General features: G+C 73.3%; 16 protein-coding genes and 2 pseudogenes. 12 read left to right on the forward strand and 6 right to left on the reverse strand.

Translation table 11 applies throughout. The features are described from left to right. Positions 1–13: 13 nt before the first annotated feature. Positions 14–162, forward strand: a pseudogene (locus tag ACWD0A_RS10270) (NADP-dependent oxidoreductase); the annotation flags it as partial. 16 nt (positions 163–178) lie between these two features. Here ACWD0A_RS10270 and ACWD0A_RS10275 read toward each other — a convergent pair. The 3 genes and pseudogenes from ACWD0A_RS10275 to ACWD0A_RS10285 form a co-directional block, all read right to left on the reverse strand. Next, positions 179–350 (reverse strand): annotated as a pseudogene (locus ACWD0A_RS10275) (RNA polymerase subunit sigma-24); the annotation flags it as partial. Between the two features lie 205 nt (positions 351–555). Beyond that, positions 556–768, reverse strand: a complete 213-nt coding sequence (locus tag ACWD0A_RS10280) for a hypothetical protein (RefSeq protein ID WP_451296508.1) — start codon at positions 766–768, stop codon at positions 556–558. A gap of 164 nt (positions 769–932) precedes the next feature. After that, positions 933–2,204 (reverse strand): SGNH/GDSL hydrolase family protein, encoded by a 1,272-nt coding sequence (locus ACWD0A_RS10285; RefSeq protein ID WP_451296510.1) that lies wholly within the window; start codon positions 2,202–2,204, stop codon positions 933–935. 207 nt (positions 2,205–2,411) lie between these two features. Between ACWD0A_RS10285 and ACWD0A_RS10290 the strand changes: the two genes are divergently transcribed. The 3 genes from ACWD0A_RS10290 to ACWD0A_RS10300 all read left to right on the forward strand — a co-directional run bounded on the left by ACWD0A_RS10290 (position 2,412) and on the right by ACWD0A_RS10300 (position 4,894). After that, positions 2,412–3,233, forward strand: coding sequence for an SAM-dependent methyltransferase (locus ACWD0A_RS10290; protein ID WP_451296512.1), 822 nt, complete (start codon positions 2,412–2,414; stop codon positions 3,231–3,233). Between the two features lie 93 nt (positions 3,234–3,326). Beyond that, a complete protein-coding gene (locus tag ACWD0A_RS10295; RefSeq protein WP_451296514.1) occupies positions 3,327–4,232 on the forward strand; it encodes a LysR substrate-binding domain-containing protein in 906 nt (301 codons plus the stop codon). Positions 4,233–4,321: 89 nt separating this feature from the next. Next, on the forward strand, positions 4,322–4,894 hold the full coding sequence (locus ACWD0A_RS10300) for a cysteine dioxygenase (RefSeq protein WP_451296516.1): 573 nt from the start codon (positions 4,322–4,324) through the stop codon (positions 4,892–4,894). 769 nt (positions 4,895–5,663) lie between these two features. Here the strand turns inward: ACWD0A_RS10300 and ACWD0A_RS10305 are convergent. Further along, a complete protein-coding gene (locus ACWD0A_RS10305; RefSeq protein WP_451296518.1) occupies positions 5,664–8,534 on the reverse strand; it encodes a LuxR C-terminal-related transcriptional regulator in 2,871 nt (956 codons plus the stop codon). Positions 8,535–8,743: 209 nt separating this feature from the next. On the opposite strand from ACWD0A_RS10305, the gene ACWD0A_RS10310 reads away from it, so the two are divergent. After that, on the forward strand, positions 8,744–9,379 hold the full coding sequence (locus ACWD0A_RS10310) for an ATP-binding protein (protein WP_451296520.1): 636 nt from the start codon (positions 8,744–8,746) through the stop codon (positions 9,377–9,379). Positions 9,380–9,409: 30 nt separating this feature from the next. On the opposite strand, the gene xylB is transcribed toward ACWD0A_RS10310, so the two are convergent. Further along, positions 9,410–10,891: a xylulokinase gene (xylB, locus tag ACWD0A_RS10315; protein WP_451296522.1), complete on the reverse strand. Its 1,482-nt coding sequence runs from the start codon at positions 10,889–10,891 to the stop codon at positions 9,410–9,412. A 167-nt stretch (positions 10,892–11,058) separates the two neighbouring features. On the opposite strand from xylB, the gene xylA reads away from it, so the two are divergent. After that, the gene (gene xylA, locus ACWD0A_RS10320; RefSeq protein WP_451296524.1) at positions 11,059–12,228 is read left to right on the forward strand and encodes a xylose isomerase; all 1,170 of its coding nucleotides are present in this window, start codon (positions 11,059–11,061) and stop codon (positions 12,226–12,228) included. 187 nt (positions 12,229–12,415) lie between these two features. After that, positions 12,416–13,399: an APC family permease gene (locus ACWD0A_RS10325; protein ID WP_451296526.1), complete on the forward strand. Its 984-nt coding sequence runs from the start codon at positions 12,416–12,418 to the stop codon at positions 13,397–13,399. 34 nt (positions 13,400–13,433) lie between these two features. On the opposite strand, the gene ACWD0A_RS10330 is transcribed toward ACWD0A_RS10325, so the two are convergent. Then, positions 13,434–15,104 (reverse strand): PucR family transcriptional regulator, encoded by a 1,671-nt coding sequence (locus tag ACWD0A_RS10330; RefSeq protein WP_451296528.1) that lies wholly within the window; start codon positions 15,102–15,104, stop codon positions 13,434–13,436. Positions 15,105–15,196: 92 nt separating this feature from the next. Here ACWD0A_RS10330 and lysA point away from each other — a divergent pair, with 92 nt between their 5' ends. From lysA to ACWD0A_RS10355, 5 genes are all read left to right on the forward strand, one after another. Next, positions 15,197–16,504: a diaminopimelate decarboxylase gene (lysA, locus tag ACWD0A_RS10335; RefSeq protein ID WP_451296530.1), complete on the forward strand. Its 1,308-nt coding sequence runs from the start codon at positions 15,197–15,199 to the stop codon at positions 16,502–16,504. A 233-nt stretch (positions 16,505–16,737) separates the two neighbouring features. Beyond that, entirely contained in the window at positions 16,738–17,076 is a 339-nt protein-coding gene (locus ACWD0A_RS10340; RefSeq protein WP_307712477.1) for an antibiotic biosynthesis monooxygenase family protein, read from the forward strand. Beyond that, positions 17,073–17,978: an NAD(P)-dependent oxidoreductase gene (locus ACWD0A_RS10345; protein ID WP_451296533.1), complete on the forward strand. Its 906-nt coding sequence runs from the start codon at positions 17,073–17,075 to the stop codon at positions 17,976–17,978. The genes ACWD0A_RS10340 and ACWD0A_RS10345 overlap by 4 nt, the downstream gene beginning before the upstream one ends. Continuing rightward, positions 17,975–18,964, forward strand: coding sequence for an amidohydrolase family protein (locus ACWD0A_RS10350; RefSeq protein ID WP_451296535.1), 990 nt, complete (start codon positions 17,975–17,977; stop codon positions 18,962–18,964). Before ACWD0A_RS10345 ends, ACWD0A_RS10350 begins: the two co-directional genes overlap by 4 nt. Continuing rightward, positions 18,961–20,202 carry a cytochrome P450 family protein gene (locus ACWD0A_RS10355; RefSeq protein ID WP_451296537.1) on the forward strand — a complete coding sequence of 414 codons (1,242 nt, stop codon included), beginning with the start codon at positions 18,961–18,963 and terminating at the stop codon, positions 20,200–20,202. Before ACWD0A_RS10350 ends, ACWD0A_RS10355 begins: the two co-directional genes overlap by 4 nt. Positions 20,203–20,212 lie beyond the last annotated feature (10 nt).

Consider the following 20,212-nt stretch of genomic DNA (forward strand, 5'->3'; position numbering starts at 1 on the left):
GAGCGGCAGAGGCGTGGAAGGTGCGGCGGTGGGCGCCCGGAGGTCCTCACGGGGGCCCGGCTTCCGCGGCCGGTACCGGGCCCGACGGAGATCCTCGTCAGGGTGCACGCGGCCGGGGTGAACCCGATCGACTGGAAGCCCCGGGCGACGGGCGGCTTCGGGATCCAGCGGCCGGGCCGAGCAGGCGTTGCAGGTCGCCCGTTTCGACCGTCAGCTGGAACGCCTCGACGGTGCGGCGAGTCTCGGCAGCGGAAGCGACCCCGCGCGGCGACGTGGGCCCGTGCCCGGTGGGCGATCTGGCGGACCGCGGCCGGGCTCTTGTCGACGGCCTCGGCGATCTCGCCGTACCCGAAGGAAATGGGGCGGGGGCCGGGCGCCTGATCGAGTGCGACATGCGCGGCGCCTCATCCGCTCTACCGGCAGGCATGGTTCAGCCTCGATCGAGCGGGCCCAGCCCTCGACGTCCGCCGCCCGCATTTCCTCCGCCGCGTAAACCCCTTTGCCGTCGCCCGCAACCAAGCATCGGCACACCCGGAAGGCGGGCGTGCCGATGCGTTACGTGCGGGAGGGCAAAGATGACAGCTCGTCGCGGGACGCCACGCGGAAGTACGGTCCGACAATCACCGGCACACCCGTCGATGCGAGCTCGGCCCGTGCGTCCTCGTCGGGGAGGACGACACCGGCCAGAGCAGCGGTCGAGTAGCGGCGCAGTCCGTCGACACCGAAGTGCTCGACGACCGGGTTCGCGGGATCAATCGGTTCATTCACGGACTCGTACGCTCCAGGACTCCAGAGGTGCGGCAGTGCGTCCAGAGCCTATCGGCACTGCCGCACACCTCTCGGGCCCGATCGCAGCCGGCACCGAACACACGGGGTGACGGTGGCGAACCGGACCCGGCCAGCCGCCCCCGACGATTCGCCGGAGGCGGCTCTCACCTGCGCGTGCAGCGCAGTTGGGTCGTGTCCACCGTCTCGGCCGTCACGCGCATCCCCGCGTCGTTCGGGTGCAGATGGTCACCGCCGTCGTACGCGGACAGCATCCGGGACGGACGGGCCGGGTCCCTGATCGCCGCGTCGAAGTCGACCACCTCGTCGAACAGGCCGCCGTCCCTGATGAACGCGTTCACCTCCTGCCGTACGGCCTCGCCGCCCGCCGTCCACTCGCGCCAGCCCTCGTACGGCATGACCGTCGCCCCGACCACGCAGACACCCGCCGCGTGCGCCCGCTCGACGATCCGCCGGTAGCCGGCGATCAGATCCCCGGCGGTGGGGGCCGGAGTCGCCTTGATGTCGTTGACCCCTTCGAACAGGACCATCGTCCGCACGCCGCGCTGGGACAGCACATCGCGCTCCAGCCGCTTCAGGGCGCTCTCGCCCGAGCCGTCGCTCAGCACCTTGTTGCCGGAGATGCCCTCGTTGGCCACGCCCTTGATCCGCGTCGTGGGGTCGTCCCGGAGGCGGGCGGCGAGGAAGTCCGGCCAGCGGCGGTTGGTGTCGGGGGTGGACGAGGCGCCGTCCGTGATGGAGTCGCCGAGCGCCGCGACCGCGCCGGCGCCCCGCCGGGCGTCGACGACCACGGCGTCCAGGTAGAACCAGGAGCGCACCGTCCGGGTGTACGGCGTCGCCGATTCGTCCGCCGTGTGGTCGCCGGCCGGGGCGACGGAGGAGGTCTGGAGTGCCATGTGGTGTCCCGTCGCGGTCCCGGCCGCCTGCCGCACGTACAGACTGACGGCGAGGTCGGACCCCGGACGTACGGTGCCGGGCAGCGGATCGCTGTAGACCGTGCCTCCTGGCGGCACCGTCACGGAACGGCCGCCGCCGAACGTCAGCGCGCGGTTGGTGCCGGGGACGACGGCGGCGCCCGACGCCCGCAGACCGGCCCACGCGCTGCCGAAGGCCACCGGCTGCTCGCCGAAGGCGTTGGAGAGACGGATGCGCAGGGCACTGCCACCCGCGCTGGTGCGGACGACGAGGCGGTACGTGAGGTCCTGCGCCGCCCTGCCGAGCCGGTCGGCGCTCGCGGCCCAGCTGACCACCTGCGTCGTGCCGCGCGCGGAGGCGGAGGCGGGCGGTGCCGAAGGAGAGGAGGGAACGGCGTGCGCAGCGGTGAACACCGTCGCCGTCAGGACCGTCGCGGTCGCCAGCGAGGTGACGACCGTCGTGCGCAGAAGGGGCCGGGGCGAACGTGACCATGATCTGTTCATGTTCCGTGTGACCTCCGATGCGTTCGTGGCGCATGCGACCGTTGGCATTGACCCGCGCCGGACGCCTCCTGTCCATACCGCCTGTGGCCATCGGTCTCCCAGAACTGCCGCCCGCCAGAGGGTAGTTGCCGCTCCCCGCACCGGCTGGGAGGATCGCTGGTCGACCTGCCCGCGGGAGCCGGGCCTCGACCGACCGGGGGAGCATCGTTGTCCGGAACCGACAGCACCGACGCACGGACCGACAGGATCGACACCAGCAGGCCGCACCCGGCCCGGGTGTACGACTGGTTCCTCGGCGGCAAGGACAACTACCCGGTCGACGAGGAACTCGGCCGGCAGATCATGGGCGTCGACGGCACCGCCCGGCACATCGCCCGGACCAACCGCTGGTTCATGCAGCGCGTCACGCGCTGGATGGCGCGCGAGGCCGGCGTCCGCCAGTACCTCGACATCGGCACCGGCATCCCGACCGAGCCCAACCTGCACCAGATCGCCCAGGCCGCGGCCCCCGAGTCCCGCGTCGTCTACGCCGACAACGACCCCATCGTCCTCACCCATGCCGAGGCCCTGCTGCGCAGCACTCCCGAAGGCGTCACCGACTACATCCAGGCCGATGTGCGCGAACCGGAGCGCATCCTGGAACAGGCGCGCAAGACCCTCGACTTCACGCGGCCCGTGTCCCTCTCGCTGGTCGCGCTGACGCACTTCCTCGGAGACGAGGACCGCCCGTACGACCTGGTGGAGCAGCTCGTGGCGGCGCTGCCCCCGGGAAGCCACCTCGTCCTGTCCCAGCTGACGGCCGACCTCGACCCGGCCGCCGTGCTGCTCGGCGTGCAGATGTACTCCGCGGGCGGCGTCACCCTCGTCCCGCGGACGCACGCCGAGGTGTCACGCTTCTTCGACGGGCTGGAGCTCGTCGAGCCCGGTGTCGTCCAGCTGACGCGGTGGCATCCCGAGCTGGCCGTGGACGAGACCGTCGACGAGGACGCGGTGATCTCCCTCTACGGCGCGGTGGCCCGCAAACCCTGAGAAGACGCGGCCACAGGGGGCGGTCCGGCGCCGCCCCTGGTTTCCGCGCACCCCAAAAATCTCTTATGACGCGCTCTCGCCTATGATGCGCCGGTGTTCGATTCCCGGCACATCAGGACGTTCCACGAAGTCGTCAGGACCGGCTCGTACTCGGCCGCGGCCCGTGCCCTCGGCTACACCCAGCCCGCCGTCACCCAGCAGATGAAGGCCCTCGAACGGGACGTCGGCTCCGCGCTGTTCGTGCGGGTCGGGCGCGGCATGCGGCTCACCGAGGCCGGACAGACGCTGTCCCGGCACGCGAGCAGCATCCTGGACTCCATGTCGGCCGCGCAGGAGCAGGTGAACGCCCTGACCCGGCTGCGTTCCGGCAGGGTCCGCCTCTGCGCCTTCCCCAGCGCGAACTCCACCCTCGTGCCCGAGACCCTGGCCCGGCTGACCGCCTCCCACCCGGGCATCCGCGTCGACCTGCTGGAGGACGAGCCGCCCGAGTCGCTGCGGCGGCTGGCGCGCGGCGAGTGCGACGTCTCCCTCGCCTTCACCTATCCCGGACTGCGTCAGCACGTGCCCGGCGAACTGGTCGAGATCCCGCTGCTGGAGGACCAGTTGACCGTTCTGCTGCCGCGCGCCCACGCCCTGGCACGGCGGCGCATGGTGCGCCTCGCCGATCTCGCGGGGGAGCGGTGGATCGCCGGGTGCCCGCGCTGCCGTGCCAACCTGCTGCACGAGTGCGCCGAAGTGGGCTTCGTGCCCGACATCGCCTTCATGACCGACGACAACCTCGCGGTGCAGAGCCTGGTCGCGGAAGGGCTCGGCGTGGCGATGATCCCCTCGCTCGTCCTGAACTTCATGCGCCATGAAAAGGTCGCGGGCCGGCCCCTGCAGCCCTTCTCGCGCCGCAAGATCTTCGCGTACGTGCTGCGGGAGCACCTGAGGGTTCCGGCCACCTCGCTCGTCCTGGAGGAACTGCGGACGGTGGCGGCCAACAAGGTCGGCTGCTGAGCGCTAACGCGCCGCTCATAAGCGCCGCTTGGGAGAACCCAGGAAATCGTCGTTGGACGTGAAGCTGGGCGCGGCCGGACGCTGCCCGCATGACGACATCACCCACCGCCTTCACCGCGGCCCGGACCACCGCCCGTCTCGACGCGCTGATCGACGGCGTGCGCGAGGCGGTCGGGCGCGGGCTGCCGCCGGACCTGACGGCACATCTCGTCTGCGAGCGCCTCGCGCCGCACCTGGGAGCGGACGACCTGCTGACCCCCGAGCAGTGTGAGAGCGATCCGGAGCGCTACCGGCAGCACCTGCTGCACGCCGAACACGACGGCAGCTTCTCGCTCGTCGCCCTCGTCTGGCTGCCGGGGCAGGGCACGGTGGTGCACGACCACGTGGCCTGGTGCACCACCGGTGTGCATCGGGGCGAGGAACACGAGCGGCGTTACCGGCTGGTCCCCGCCGACGGCCACGGCTCCACGGCGCGGCTCGTCGCCACCGCCGACGCGGTGGCCCGGCAGGGCGAGGTCTGCGGTTTCGCGCCGCCCGGGGACATCCACCGCGTACGGAACGCGGGTTCGGCGACGGCGATGTCCCTCCACGTCTACGGTGCCGACATCTCCCGCCTCGGCACCAGTGTCCGCCGGGTCTACGACCTGCCGACCGACCGCTGACCACCCGGCGCACGGCGACGCCGCGCGAACCGCGCGGCGCCGCCCCCATGAACGGCCTGGCGGCCGACCGTCGTTCGCGCGCGGCGCCGCGCGGAATGGCTGCCGCCCCCCGATCCGTCCGGCGCGTGCCTCGGCGAACGGCCTGCCGGCCGACGGTTGTTCGCGCGCGGGGCCGTCGCGTCGGGGGTCCACCGGTTGTGACCGTGTGGGGCGCGGTCATGCCTGCGTCACGTGCCCGCCGCACGCTGCCGCGACCCGCGAGCTCGACGACCTTGCGGCCTCGAGGCCGAGCCCCGCGGCGTTCGCCCGCACGTGACGGTCGCGGCCGACCGGTCCGGCGCAGGGCTGCCCAGGAACGGCCTGCCGGCCGACCGTTGTTCGCGCGCGGGGCCCGTCGCGTCGGGCGGTCCGCCGACCGTACGGGAGGCGGCCACGCCTCACGTCAGACGGTCCGCCGCACCGCTGCCGCGTGCCCGGCGCACCTCCACCGCCGACGCCCGGGCGCGCGGCCGCCCGGAACGTCCCGCCGCGTCGGGGCCCGGTCCCCCGGTCACCACCGCGCGCAGCGCGGATGCGCGGCTGTCGTGCCCGGGAGCCGGGCTCCCATGGCCGTACGTCCGCGCCGCCGTCGGTGTGGGGGGCCGGCACGGCCGTTCGACACCCGGCCGCCCCGGGCACCGGCAGGACGCTATGGGGCGGCCCGGGCCTTTCCTGTCCGTACCGCCGATGCACGGATACGCAAAGAAACGCCGGCGCACCGGCTCCCGCGTCATTCCGGGCGCTGGGACCGCGCCCGTGACAGCGTCTGCCGGGACTGCGACTCCAGCTTGCGGCGTGCGCGGGCCACATGCTGCTCGACCGTGCGCGGCGACAGGTGCAGTGTCGCCGCGATCTCCCGGTTCGTCAGCCCGGTCGCCGCCAGGTCGGCGACCTCCTGCTCGCGCGGGGACAACTGGTCGCCGTAGCTGGGGCGCCCCCGCGGACGCTGCCCGTCGGCGGGCTGGTGCGCGCGCAGCGTCGCCCGGATGCGGGCGGCGTCCCACACCGCCCCGAGCTCGGTCAACCGCTCGACACAGGACGCAAGTTCGGCGACCGCCGTCTCCGTGTCCCGGCCCGAGGCCAGCAGGCAGCGGGCGGCGCCCTCGGTGGCGAGGACCGCGGAGTAGGGACGGGGCAGCCCCGCGTACACGAGCGCCGCCTGATGGAACAGCTCCGCCGCAGCGCCCTGTTCGCCCTCCGCCTCGGCGAGCAGCGCACGGCACCAGTGCAACGCCGCGTCGGACGCGGGCGCCTGGCGTCCTTCGAGCCCCTCGGCGTACTCGGCGACCATGCTCCCGGCCGTCGCCCGCCGGCCCGCGCGCAGGGTCGCCTCCACGGCCCACGGAGCCAGCTCCGCGCCCCACACCCACACACCCTTGTCCCGCAGCCGGTCCCACGCCATCGACGCCTGCTCCACCGCGGTGTCGACGTCGTCGCGTACCAGCGCCATACGGATCAGGGCACCGGAGGCGGTCGCCACATGCGGCACCGCCGTCGCGTCGCCCGCCCGCGGCCCCTCGTCGGCCAGCCACGCCGTCGCCTGCTGCCACTCGCCCTTGGACAGCGCGAGCAGCCCCAGCACCGTGCGCCCGTCCACGGCCATGCCCGGCATGGTGTCGGCCTCGGCCACGCACGCGCGGGCTCGGGCGGTGAGATCGGACCAGTCGCCCGCCGCCCAGTCGATCAGCAGCGACGTGCCGCGCGCGCCCTGTTCGACGTACGCCGCACCGCTGCGTGCGGCGAGTTCGACGCCGTCGGCGAGCAGTGCGCGGGCGGGGGAGAGCTGGCCGAGCCACAGGGCGCCGTCGGCCGCGTTGCACAGGCCGCGGGCCACATGCTGCTGGTACGCCGCGTCGTCGGTGTCCCTCGGGAGCAGCTCCAGCGCCTGCCATGCCGACGGGTCGCCCACGTACATCAACGTGCCCACGCGGTTGGCGGCCACCGCCGTACGCGCCTCCTCGTCGCCGCTCTCCGCGCCCGCCTTCTCCGCCCGCTCCAGCCAGTACATGTTCTGCTCCAGCGGGACCGTCGACAGCAGGGGCATGGCCAGCGCGGCCATCGCCCTGGCCGCGAGCACCGGCCGCTCCTGCAACTCCTCCACCGCCTTCTGGAGTTCCAGCCAGCCCTGGGTCCCGGCCACCGCCTGGTTGCACAGCAGCAGCCCGAGGTCGAGGCGGATCTGGCCGCGGACCGCGGGCGGCAGCGTCTGCTCGTCGAGGATCTGCCGCAGCACGGTCACCGTCTGCTCGGAACGCAGCCCGAGCACGGCACTGTGCGCGAGCAGCGGCGCGAGCCGCGCACGGGCCTGTGGCGGAACCGTCGGCAGCGACAGCGCTTCCTCCAGCAGGTCGACCGCCGCCTGGTGGTCGCCCGCGGCCGCCCGCTCCTGCGCCGCCCGTTCCACCGCGCGCAGCCAGCCGCCCGCCTCGCCGGCGTGGCGCCGGTGCCGGGCCAGCGGGACCCAGGGAACCGGCTGGCGGCGGGCGAGAACCGCGGCCGCCCGGCGGTGCATCCGGCACCGGACCGGGCCCGGCACCTCGGCGTACACGGCCGTCCCGGCCAGCGGAACGAAGAAGCCGTACCGGCCGAGCTCGTCCTCGGTCAGTACGGCCGCACGCAGGGCACCCACCAGCGCCTCGGTGCCCTGGTCGCCCCCGAGCCCGGCCACCGCCGTGAGCTCATCGGCCCCGGCGGGCTCGCCGAGCACGGCGGCGGCCCAGGCGACGGGGCGCAGCCGGGGTTTCAGCGCCGCGGTCCGGCTGAGGGCGAGCGCCGCGAGGCGGGGCGGGACCCCGGCGGCGTCCAGGTCCCGGGGTGAGTAGCGTTCGCGCGGCTCGCCGGTCTCGCGCAGCAGACGCACCAGATCCGCGACGACCTGGGGGACGCCGCCGGAACGCTGCCGGATCCGTGCGAACAGCTCCGCCGGCCCGCAGTCCGCCCCGAGCCCCTCCTCCACGAGGCGGCGCACCTGCTCGCCGCCGAGCGGCGTGAGACGTATGTGCTGCACGGCGAGTTCGGCGGCGTAGGAGGCGCCGCGCCCCAGGGGGAGACCGGCGTCGCGCAGTTCCTCGGGCCGGTAGGTCACGGCGAGTGCCAGACCGCGGGGAGGGCGCGCGACGAGACGGCGCAGCAGGTCGAGGGAGGAGCGGTCGGCGAGGTGGACGTCCTCGGCGACGACGAGGGCGGGGGCGGGCCGCCGGCCCGGTGCGGCCGCGTTGCCGGGGCGGCCGTCCGGTGTGCGGTCGGCCGCGTCGAGCAGCGGAGCCAGGGCGGCCGCCAGGTCTGCGGTGCGGCCCGGTGCGGGGGGACGGCCGGGCGGGGCCGCGGCGGCGGGTGTGCGAGGTGCGGAGCAAACGGGGCCGGCGGGACGCTCGGTCACGGACATCTCCGTCACCAGGACGCCGAAGGGGGAGAACGCCATGGTGACCGTCTGCGCCTGCGCGGCTTCGGTGAGCCGCCGCGCCAGCCGTGACTTGCCGGTGCCGGCCGCGCCCTCGATCAGCAGCAGGGCCGGCTCACCGGGGTCGTCGGTCTCGCCGGCGCCGTGCGCGAGCACACGCGTCAGCCAGCGGTCCGCCGCGGCGTCACTGGGCGTGTCCACCGCATCACTCTCCTGGGAGGTTCCGGGGCAATTCGATTCTTTACGTATACGGGTTTCAGTGTCCCTGATTGTGCCGTCCGCGCACGGCCAGGAGTGTTGAGCTGCCGCAGAAGATCTGCATGGCTGTCGACGGCCGGTGAGGCGCGATCCGACCTCCCGGCCGCTGGACCTTGGTCAGGGCAGTGCTGCCCGACCGAACAGGAGCCCAAGTGATCGCCATAGAACGTGCATCGGACCCGGCCCCGCAACGGGCCGGACCCACCTCTGCTCTGCGAAGCCTCGCCCACTGCGCGATGCCGTCCTCGCCACAGGCGGCGCGGGCACTGCGGCGCTTCGTCCGGGCGGTCGCACGCCGATGGCGGCTGGCCGAGCACTTCGACGAGGCGCTGTCGGTGATCGTCACCGAACTCGTCACGAATGTGGTGATGCACAGCGGCAGTCCGTGGGTGTCCACGGCGATCAGCCTCCGCGGTGAGCTGCTGCTGGTCGAGGTGATGGACGCCGGCTGCTGGAAACACCGCCCCAACCCGCGCCAGGAGCCGCTGGACGCCGATGTGCCCTGCGGGCGCGGTCTGCGCCTCGTCGACGCGTACGCGACCCGCACAGTCGCGCACCGCACCGAGACGGGCAGCATGGTCCGGGCCGAGATCGCCCTGAGCGGCGGCCCCCGCCCCCCGGCCGGCGCCGAGCCCGCCCTGGATCTCGACGCGGTCGACGAGCTCGACCTGGACGAGGGCCTGGGGCTGGACCAGGACCTCGGGCTGGGGGACGAGGACCTCGACCTGGACGTGGACGCGGAGCTGGAACTGGAGGACCTGGACATGGACCTCGATCTGCGGCCGTGACCGTGGCGTCGGGCCGGGCGGCCCGCGGGGTCAGGTCAGCAGCGAGGGAGTCGCACGGTCCAGGACCGAGGAGACCCGCTCCCATGCCTCCATGTCGCGTTCCAGCGGCGGCAGTTCCCTGCCGCCCGTCTCCCAGCCCGTCGCGACCGACACCGCGTCCTCGCCGGTCGCCGCCGACGCCGCCAGCGCCGCAGCCCCCAGAGCCACCAGTTCGGTGCTGTCCGGGATCAGCAGGGGGCGGCCCGACAGGCGGCGGACCGTCTCGACCCAGTGGCGGCCCTGCGCGCCGCCGCCTACCAGACGCAGGGGGCGGGACGCCGCCTCCGGCGTGGCCGGGTCCTCGCCACAGGCGCGCAGCACTTCGTCGAGTGCGCGCAGCACCGTGACCACAGCGCCCTCGTAGGCCGCGCCGAGGATCTGCTGACGGGTGGTGGTGTGCCGCAGGCCGGTGAGCAGGCCGGCGGCGGCGGGCAGGTCCGGGGTGCGTTCCCCGTCCAGATAGGGCAGGACCACCAGTTCGCCGCCGGCCTCGGCCGCGTCGCGGTCCAGGCCGAGCAGGGCCGCGACCTTGTCCACCGCCAGTGTGCAGTTGAGCGTGCAGGCGAGCGGGAGGTACGTGCCGTCGGCCGCGGCGAACCCCGCCAGCAGGGGCGACGCGGGGCGGGTGCGGCTCGCGGCGAACACCGTGCCCGACGTCCCCAGACTCAGCACCGGGTGGTTCAACAGCCCCTCCCCGCCGAGTCCGAGACCGACCGCCGCGGCCATGTTGTCGCCGGTGCCGGCGGCCACGGCGGTACCGGCCGGGAGGCCGAGCGCGGACGCGGACGCGGTGGTGAGCGCGCCGACGCGGGTGCCGCCCGTCGCCGCCACCTGCGGCAGCAGGGCGGCGTCGAGGCCGACGAGGCCGAGCAGTTCGGGGTCGTAGGCGCCCGTGGCCGTGGAGTACCAGCAGGTGCCCGACGCGTCGCCCGGGTCGGTGGCCGCGACGCCCGCCAGGCGCTCGGTCAGGAAGTCGTGGGGGAGCCGTACGGCCGCCGCGGCCTTTGCGTCGGCGGGCTCGTTCTCCCGCAGCCACTGCCACTTCGCCGCGGTCATGGACGCGACCGGCACCGATCCGGTGCGCGCCGTCCAGGCGTCCGGGCCGCCGAGGGCCTCGGTCAGGGCAGCCGCCTGGGGTGCCGAACGGGTGTCGTTCCACAGCAGCGCGGGGCGCAGCGGGGCGCCGGTCCGGTCGAGGACGACGAGGCCGTGCTGCTGGCCGGCGACCGCGATGCCGGTGACGGCCGAGGCGTCGACGCCCGCGGCCCTCAGCTCCTTGAGGCCGGTCGCGACCGCCTCGCGCAGCGCCTGCCACCAGACCTCCGGGTCGGTCTCGCGTGCGCCGCCCTCTCCGTCGACGCGATGGGGCGCGCGCCCGATGGCGAGTGGCCGGCCCGTGGCGGCGTCGGTGAACAGCGCCTTGGTGGACTGGGTCGAGCTGTCCACCCCGATGACGACCGCGTTCGCCGGCATGGCTCCACCTCTCGTTCCCTCGCGGCCGCATATTTGGCCGAGCTCCGAACAAATTACGCCACGGCCGGTCTGGTGCACTAGATGTCGCGGGTATTCATTGATGGGGGCCAGGTGTGCATTATTAGTAAGGTAAGAAAACAAACTCGGACGCGAAGGCGGGCACGGCCATGACGGAACGCTTCACCCCCACCCCCGGCGACAGGTTCAGCTTCGGTCTGTGGACCGTCGGCTGGCAGGGCCGGGACCCCTTCGGCGACGCGACGCGGCCCCCGCTCGACCCCGTCGAGTCGGTCCGCAGGCTCGCCGGACTCGGCGCCTACGGTGTGACCTTCCACGACGACGACCTGATCCCCTTCGGCGCGAGTGACAGCGAGCGCGCCGAGCACGTCAAGCGCTTCCGGCAGGCCCTGGACGAGACGGGCATGGTCGTGCCGATGGCCACGACGAACCTGTTCACGCACCCCGTCTTCAAGGACGGCGGCTTCACGGCGAACGACCGCGACGTGCGCCGGTACGCCCTGCGCAAGACCCTCCGCAACATCGACCTAGCGGCCGAGCTCGGCGCGCGGACGTACGTGGCGTGGGGCGGTCGCGAGGGTGCGGAGTCGGGTGCGGCCAAGGACGTGCGCGTCGCTCTGGACCGGATGAAGGAAGCCTTCGACCTGCTCGGCCAGTACGTCACCGAGCAGGGCTACGACCTGCGCTTCGCCATCGAGCCCAAGCCCAACGAGCCCCGCGGCGACATCCTGCTGCCGACGGTCGGTCACGCCCTCGCGTTCATCGAACGCCTGGAGCGGCCCGAGCTGTACGGCGTGAACCCGGAGGTCGGCCACGAGCAGATGGCGGGGCTGAACTTCCCGCACTCCATCGCGCAGGCCCTGTGGGCGGGCAAGCTCTTCCACATCGACCTGAACGGCCAGAACGGCATCAAGTACGACCAGGACCTGCGTTTTGGCGCCGGTGACCTGCGGTCGGCGTTCTGGCTGGTCGACCTGCTGGAGACGGCCGGGTACGAGGGCCCGCGCCACTTCGACTTCAAGCCGCCGAGGACCGAGGACAACAACGGAGTGTGGGCGTCGGCGGCCGGCTGCATGCGCAACTACCTGATCCTCAAGGAGCGTGCCGCTGCCTTCCGCGCCGATCCGGAGGTCATGGAGGCGCTGCGCGCGGCGCGCCTGGACGAGCTGGCCCGTCCCACGGCGGACGACGGCCTCGCGGGACTGCTGGCGGACCGGGGCGCCTACGAGGAGTTCGACGTCGACGCGGCCGCCGGGCGCGGGATGGCGTTCGAGCACCTGGACCAGTTGGCGATGGACCACCTGCTGGGGGCCCGTTGACATCCGAGGACGAACACGCCAAGGACCCCTAGGGGTTGAGGTACGGAGAGTCCACGTGCGAACTGGACAACAGGCGAAAGGTTTTTGTACAGACGCACGCCTTGCGAAGATTTTTTGCGGCGGCGCACGATCACCGGCAGCCCCCGCGGCAACGCCGCAGTTGGGCCACGGATCTCCAGGAGGAGCCATGAGCCTGCTCCTCGCCCGCGGCACCCGCGAGTCCGCCGCCGTCAACGCGGTCATGGTCGCCGTCAAGATCGGCGTCCTCGTCGTCTTCGTCGCCGTCGCCCTCACCGCCTTCCGCGCCGAGAATTTCAGCGACTTCGCACCGCACGGCATCGCGGGCATCGGCGTCGCCGCCTCCGGCGTGTTCTTCTCGTACGTCGGATTCGACACCGTCGCCACCGCGGGCGAGGAGGTCCGCAACCCGCGCCGCACGATCCCGCTGGCTCTGCTGCTCACCCTGGGCGCGGTCACGCTGCTGTACATCCTGGTCTCCGTCGCGGCCGTCGGCGCCCAGCCCACCGGCCGGTTCGGCGAGCAGGCCGACGCCGGCGAGGCCGTCCTCGCGCAGATCCTGCGGGACGTCACCGGGGCCGGCTGGCCCGCCGTGCTGCTGTCCGCCGGCGCGGTCGTGTCCATCTTCAGCGTCGTGCTGGTCACCCTCTTCGGACAGACCCGCATCCTGTTCTCGATGGCCCGCGACGGTCTGGTGCCGCAGATCTTCCGCCGCGTCGACCGCAAGCGGCACACGCCCGTGCACAACACCTGGATCGTCGGCGTGCTCGTCGGCGGGCTCGCCGCGCTCGTGCCGCTGCAGTACCTGGCGGACCTCACGTCCATGGGCACCCTCGTCGCGTTCGTCGCCGTCGCGGCCGCGGTCGTCGTCCTGCGGCGCATCGCCCCCGACGCCCCGCGCTCCTACCGGGTGCCGCTGTACCCCGTCGTCCCCGTACTCGCGGCGGGGTCCTGCCTGTACCTGGCGTACCTCCTGCCCGGCATCACCTGGAGCCTGTTCGGCGCCTGGCTGCTCCTCGCCGCCGCGCTCTACCTCGGCTTCGGACGGCGGCACTCGGCCCTGCGGGCCGACGAAGGACGCGAGGGCGCCGCTTCGACGCCGCACGCCGAGACCGGCCTGGAGACGGCGGCCGCCGACCGGCCGCGCGTCTGAACCGTCCCACCCCGCGCCGCGGGCGCACTGCCGGTCACTCCCGGCGGGGCGCCCGCGGCGTCTGTCCGACCCGGCCGGGCGGGCCCGGTTCGCCGGCTGCCAGCGCCAGTTCCAGCCAGGCGGCCAGCACCACGTCCGGGTCGTCGAGGTCGAGACCGAACAGCTCGCGGGCCCGGCGCAGCCGGTAGCGCAGGGTGTTGGGATGCACCGTCAGGGCGGCCGCCGCCTTCGCGATGTCGCCGACCGCCGCCAGCCAGGCCCTGAGGGAGGCCGCGTAGTCCGTCCCGTGCTCGGCGTCGTGCGCCAGCAGCAGCGCCACCGCGGGCAGCCGTAGCCAGGGCTCACGCCGCAGCTCACCGCCCAGCCGGGCGAGCAGGACCAGATGGCGTACGTCCTCGGCCGTCGCGGCGCCATCGGCGTCCCCGCGGCGGGACACGGCCCGCAGGACGTCGTCCGTCTCCGCGCGCAGCGCCGCCGGCCGCAGCAGATCCGCGTACGGGCGGGTGACAGCCGCCCGCAGGGGACCGCCGACCGACCACCGCAGCGCGGTCAGGGCCCCGTCCGCGAACCGCCGCACGGCGGCGGTGCCGCCCGGGACGAGGGCGTATACGGCCCCGGAGGTCGCGGCGACCGTCGCCTCCGGCCGGTGTGCCGCGCAATGGCGCACCAGGGCCGACTCGAGGTGCGCGACGAGCGCGTGAGCGGCCGCCCCCGTGTCCGGCCCGGGCGTGAACCCGGCGAGACACACCACCGCCCCGGGCTCCAGCCCCAGCACGGAACCGGCCTCGTCGGCGGGGGGACCGTACCCCTCCAGCAGCGACCGCAACGTGTCCTGGCGCAGGCGCTGTTCCGCCTCCTGGACGTTCAGGGCGCGCAGCAGGTGAGGGGCGGCGAGCCGGGCACCGTCGGCCAGTGAGGCGACGGCCCGCGGCGACAGCCCGTCCTCCGGCTCGATCGCCCACAAGGTGCCGAGCGGCAGGGTCCCCGCCCGCACCGCCACGGCGGCGCGGGCCAACTCCTCGCCCTGGGCGGGGAACCGCACCACACCCGAGGCGGCCAGCACCTCGCGGTACTGCTGCCGCTGCTCGGGCTGGTCGGGCACCCGCCGCTGCAGAATGCCCTGTTCGCGCAGGGTGTCGATGCGCTGGCCGGGGACGTTCGAGTACGCGACGACATGCTGGTCGAGGTCCTCGACCGCGACCGAACCGCCCAGCACGGCGGCCAGGTTGTCCGCCAGCGCGAACAACTGCTCGCCGCCGACCGGGGCCGACACCGCCGTCCCGCCCACGCCGTACGCGGCGAGCGCGCAGCTGAGCGCCGCGTCGACCTGCTGCCAGGGCACGCCGTCGTCCGCCCGGAGCACGGCGATCCCGCAGCGGTCGGCCTCCCCGACGAGCCGGGCCGGGTCCTGGCCCCGGCACTTGACGACCACCGCGGCGAACCGCCGCCCGGCCGCCCTGCGCACCGCCTCCCGCGCCCGGGGGTCGGCCACCTCGCCGCCCACGAGGAGCAGCAGCGCGGCGGGCGTGGCGGGCAGCGGCTCGTTCGGGTCGTGGACCACGGTTCCGCGCACCGGGACGTCAAGCCCGGCCGGCGCCGTGAGAACGCGCACCGGCACGTGGTCCGGCGCGTCCAGCAGCACCCGCAGCGTGCCCGCGACCCGCTCGTCGGGGAAGGGGGCCGACGGCCTTGTCGTATCGGACAACGGAGGGCTCATTTCCTGAGGGGATCGGCAGGGGCGGCGACCGGGGCCGCCCGCCAGGATAGGCCCGCCCCACCGAGAACAGGAGTCGCCCCATGACCGTGGCCCCCGCCGACATCCCCACCGCAGCTGACCTGGTCGGACTGTTCCCGCCCGGCTCCCACCTGGCAGAAGACGGCGAACTCGTCGTCGGCGGCTGCCGCGTTGGTGAACTGGCCGAGCGGCACGGCACCCCGGCCGTCGTCGTCGACGAGAACGCCCTGCGGGCGACGGCCCGGCGCTATGTGCGGGCCCTCGCCGAGCATTGGCCGAACGGACAAGTGGTCTTCGCCTCGAAGTCCTTCCCCTGCACGGCCGTCGTCCGCACGATGGCCGAGGAGGGCCTCGGCGTCGACGTCGCGGGAGGCGGCGAGCTGGCGGTGGCGCTGGCCGCCGGCACCGATCCTCGGCGCATCGTCGTGCACGGCAACGCCAAGACCGACGAGGAGCTCGCGATGGCCCTGCGCGCGGGCGCGGGGACCGTCGTCGTGGACAACTTCGACGACATCGACCGCCTCGAACACCTCCTGGAGCACGACCGCGAGGCTCGCGCGCGGGCCCCGCAGCGCGTGCTGATACGGGTCATCCCCGACGTCGACGCCGACACCCACGAGGCGATGGCGACCGGGCACCGCCACTCCAAGTTCGGCCTCGCGGTGCCCGACGCCGTCCGCGCGGCCGCCCGGCTGCGGGGCGACGAGCGGCTGCTGCTGGAGGGACTGCACGTGCACGTGGGCTCCCAGCTGCTGGACACGGCGCCGTTCGCCCGCGCCGTCGAGGCGATCGCGGCGATCGGTGAACTCGGCGAGCACGCGGTGTACGACCTCGGGGGCGGCCTCGGCGTCCGCTACACGTACGCCGACCGCCCGCCGACGATCGAGGAGTACGTCCGCACCCTCACCGACGCCGCACGCAAGCACCTCCCGGCGACGGCCCGCCTGCTCATCGAGCCCGGCCGCTCCCTGGTCGCCGGGGCGGCCACCACGCTCTACCGCGCGGTGACCGTCAAACACGGGCCCCGCACGCTCGTGGCCGTGGACGGGGGCATGGGCGACAACCTGGAACCGATGCTCTACGGACAGCGGTTCGAGGCGACGGTCGGCACGCGGGTCGGCGGGGGCGTCGGCTGCGAACTGGTGGGGCGGCACTGCGAGTCCGGGGACACCCTGATCCGCGACGTGCCGCTGCGGGACCCGCGCGTGGGCGACGTCATCGCGGTGCCGGTCACGGGCGCGTACTGCCTCTCGCTCGCGAACAACTACAACGGCGCGCGTCGCCCGCCGGTGGTCTTCTGCGCGGACGGCATGTCGCGGGAGGTGGTCCGCCGCGAGACGTACGAGGACCTGCTGCGCCGCGACGTCTGAGGCGGGGCGCGCGACGCGCCTTGTCGGGACCCTTCAGGAGTCACCTGTTCGCGGCCGTCCGGCGGGGCGATGGGACCGCCTCGGCGAGGTCTTCGGGGATCACCCGGACGGGCTAGCCGAGACGGGAAAGCCCTTGTCCCGCCTGGGGAGTCCCCCATTTGGAGTTGCGTCGCCACGGGGCCCATGAGTCCTTGGGAAGCGTGTCCTGGCGGATCTCACCATCAGGAGGAGACATGGGCACTGTGCAGAACGGCCAAACGGCCGAACGGCTTTCCGTGGTCTTCGCGGTCCGTGTGATCGAGGGCGGCGAACAGGGATTCCTGGAGATGTACGAGCAGATGCGTCGCTCCGTCGCTCGTACCCCCGGCCACATCGTCGAAAGACTCGGACGACCGGTGGACGACTCCCGTCAGTGGGTGATCACCAGCGAGTGGGAGACTCCCGAACACTTCTTCGCCTGGCAGCAGAGCGAGGAGCACCGCGCTCTCGTGGCTCCGCTGCGCCAGTGGGTCGACTCGACGCAGTCGCTGCGGTTCCGGGTCGTCAAGGAGACCGTGGAGGAGAAGTCATGACGCGCAACGTCAGCACCCCCGACGCCGGCGCCGGTCCTGTCGCCGTCCTCGGTCTCGGCACGATGGGCACGGGCCTGGCCACGCGCCTGCTCGCGCAAGGAGTAGAGGTGCGGGTGTGGAACCGCACCCCGGAGCGGACCCAGCCGCTCGCCCGGGCCGGCGCCTTCGCCGCCGGCCGCCCCAGCGAAGCGGTCGAGGGGACGACCGCCGCCATCTGCACGGTCGCCGACGGCGACGCCCTCGGCGCCGTGCTGCACGGCACGGACGGCGTCCTGGCCAGGGGGACCTACCCCGGCTCCCTGATATGCGCCAGCACCGTCGCACCCGAGGAGGTCGTCCGGCTCGCCGGTGACGTGCCGTCCGTCATGGACGTCGGCATGCTCGGCAATCGCGACCACGCCCGCGACGGCGAACTGCGCCTGTTCGTCGGCGGCGAGGAGCGGGTCTTCACCGCCGGCCGGCCCCTGCTGGACATGCTGGGCAAGGAGGTCGTCCATCTGGGCGCACTCGGTTCCGGCATGCGGATGAAGCTGCTCCTCAATCTCCTCATGGGAATAGAGGTGCAGGCGATGGCCGAGGCCGCCGAACTGGCGGCCGCCACCGGCCTCGACAAGCAGCTGGTTCTCAGGACGATCGCGGGCAGCGGCTTCGCCTCGCCGGTCATGGCGTTCAAGTCGCGGCGCCTCGCAACCGGGCGCTTCGACGAACCGGACTTCCGGCTGCGCCTCATGGCGAAGGACCTCATGCTCGCTGTGGAGCAGGCGGCCGCGGAGGGCCTGAGCCTTCCGCTCACCGCCGCAGCCGCGAAGACCCACGTCCGCGCCACCGAGCAAGGGCTCGGCGACGAGGACTGTGCCGCGGTCACCCGCGCAGTCACACCGGAACCGGGAACCCACACATGATCATCGACATCCACGGACATCTGTCCCCACCGGAGGCGGCCAGACGCTTCCCGATGCCCCCCAGCCTGACCGACGTCGACGGAATGCTCGCGGCGCGCGCCGAGGCCGGGATCGACCTCACCATCATCGGCAGCCCGGTGGGCGCCGGCGCGATGGCTCGGGTCCCGGGCGTGGACAACTACAAGCAGCCGCGCGACCGGCTGCGTGGCTTCCACGCCTGGATGTCGGGTCTGGTCTCCTCCTTCCCGGACCAGCTGCGCGGGTACGTCTACGCCAACCCGTTCGGTGACGACGATCACCTGGAAGGGGTGAGGGAGACGCTGGCGGATCCCGCCTTCGTCGGCCTGATCACCACGTCCAGCGTCCGCGGCGAGCTGCTCGGCTCGCCGCGGGCGGACTCCTTCTTCGCGCTGGCCGCGGAGGCGGGAGTGCCGGTCCTGGTGCACGCCCCGGCCGAACCCATCGGCACGGAGCACGTGGACAACATGGGCTTCGTCGAGCAGATCGGCCGGTTCGGCGATGTCACGGCGGGCATGGCCATGATCGCGTTCGCGGGATGGCTGGACAAGTACCCCGGTCTGCGGCTGATCGGCGCGACCGGCGGCGGCGCGATGGCGCTGCTGCCGGAGCGCCTGCAGACGGCGGCGCGCCCCCGGCACTGGGGCGGGGGTGCGGCGTCCTCCGCCCCGGCGTCCGACCAGCAGGCATCGGGCCGGCCGGCACCCGAGCCGGTGTCGGCCGACCCGGCCGCGGCCCTGCGGCGCATGTACGTCGACACCAGTCCGTTCAGCCCGGCGCACCTGAGCCTCAACGCGGAGGTGCTCGGCCCCGAACGGATGCTGTTCGGCAGCGACTCGCCGCCGTTGTCCGCGCCGCTGGAGGACCTCATCCGCATGATCGAGAAGCTGCCCGTGGACAAGGCGTCCCAGCAGCTCATCCTCGGCGGCAACGCCGAGGCCCTCTTCGACCTCAGGAGCCGTCCGTGACCACTACGCGCGACCCCGTCACCAGTGCCGAACAGTGCACCGCCGACTTCCGGCGCAACCCGCACCCGGTGTACGCCTCCCTCCGGGACACGGCGCCCGTCTGCCCGATGACTCCCCCGCACGGCGTCGAAACGTACCTGATCACACGGTACGAGGACGCCCGGGCCGCCCTGTCCGACCCTCGGCTGAGCAAGGACATGTACGGGGCCATGGACGCGTACCGGAGGATCTTCGGTGACTCGTCGGTCTCGCTGGACGACAACATGCTCAACGCCGACGCGCCCAAGCACACCCGGCTGCGCAGACTCGTCAGCTCCGAGTTCACCCCGCGCCGCGTCGAGGCGATGCGGCCGAAGATCCAGGGCATCGTCGACGAGCTGCTCGACGCGTGTCCCACCCGTGAGCCGGTGGATCTGCTGCCCGCGTTCGCGTTCCCGCTGCCGATCACCGTGATCTGCGAACTGCTCGGCGTGCCGCTCGAGGAGCGGGCCGACATGCACCGGCTGTCCACCACGGTGGCGCAGACGGGATTCAGCAAGGAGTCCAAGCAGGCCCAGCAGAAGGCGGAGGAGGACCTCCACGCCTACTTCACCGAGCTCATCGCGCGCAAGCGCGAGCACCCCGGTGAGGACCTGCTCAGCGCGCTCACCGCGGCACAGGACAACGACGGCGGCCTCACGGAGAACGAGCTGGTCTCGACGGCGTTCCTGCTGATGTTCGCGGGCCACAAGACGACCGCGTACCTCATCGGAAACGCCGTGTACCACCTCCTGGCCAACCCCGCACAGCTGCGTGCCCTGCAGAAGGACCCGGAACTGGTCGGCCCCGCCGTGGAAGAGCTGCTGCGCTACGACGGCTCGGTGGAGAGCGCGACGTTCCGGTTCGCGACCGAGGACGTGGAGATCGGCCGAACGCGCCTCCCCAAGGGCGCCCTGGTGCAGATCTCGCTCCTGTCGGCGAATCGCGATCCGCTGAAGTTCGACTCCCCGGACGAGCTCGACCTGAGGCGGCCGAGAAACGAGCAGAGCGGCCATCTGGGGTTCGGCCACGGCAGCCACTACTGCCTGGGCGCACCGCTGGCGCGGCTGGAGACGCAGCTGGCCCTCACCAGCCTGTTCAGCCGGTTCCCGCAGGTCGCTCTGGCCGACCCCGCTGCCGAGGCGAAGTGGATGGAGGTTCCCTTCCCCGCCTTCCGCGGCCTCGCGGAACTGCCGGTCGTGCTCGACCCGGAGCCCTGACCGGCAACCC

It is taken from the genome of Streptomyces sp. NPDC002867 (genome assembly GCF_053591895.1).

Excerpts from the sequence above, each read along its gene's own strand:
- ACWD0A_RS10285 (WP_451296510.1), bottom strand. The coding sequence starts at position 2,204 with ATGAACAGATCATGGTCACGTTCGCCCCGGCCCCTTCTGCGCACGACG.
- ACWD0A_RS10300 (WP_451296516.1), top strand. The coding sequence starts at position 4,322 with ATGACGACATCACCCACCGCCTTCACCGCGGCCCGGACCACCGCCCGT.
- xylB (WP_451296522.1), bottom strand. The coding sequence starts at position 10,891 with ATGCCGGCGAACGCGGTCGTCATCGGGGTGGACAGCTCGACCCAGTCC.
- xylA (WP_451296524.1), top strand. The coding sequence starts at position 11,059 with ATGACGGAACGCTTCACCCCCACCCCCGGCGACAGGTTCAGCTTCGGT.
- ACWD0A_RS10325 (WP_451296526.1), top strand. The coding sequence starts at position 12,416 with ATGAGCCTGCTCCTCGCCCGCGGCACCCGCGAGTCCGCCGCCGTCAAC.
- lysA (WP_451296530.1), top strand. The coding sequence starts at position 15,197 with ATGACCGTGGCCCCCGCCGACATCCCCACCGCAGCTGACCTGGTCGGA.
- ACWD0A_RS10340 (WP_307712477.1), top strand. The coding sequence starts at position 16,738 with ATGGGCACTGTGCAGAACGGCCAAACGGCCGAACGGCTTTCCGTGGTC.
- ACWD0A_RS10345 (WP_451296533.1), top strand. The coding sequence starts at position 17,073 with ATGACGCGCAACGTCAGCACCCCCGACGCCGGCGCCGGTCCTGTCGCC.
- ACWD0A_RS10350 (WP_451296535.1), top strand. The coding sequence starts at position 17,975 with ATGATCATCGACATCCACGGACATCTGTCCCCACCGGAGGCGGCCAGA.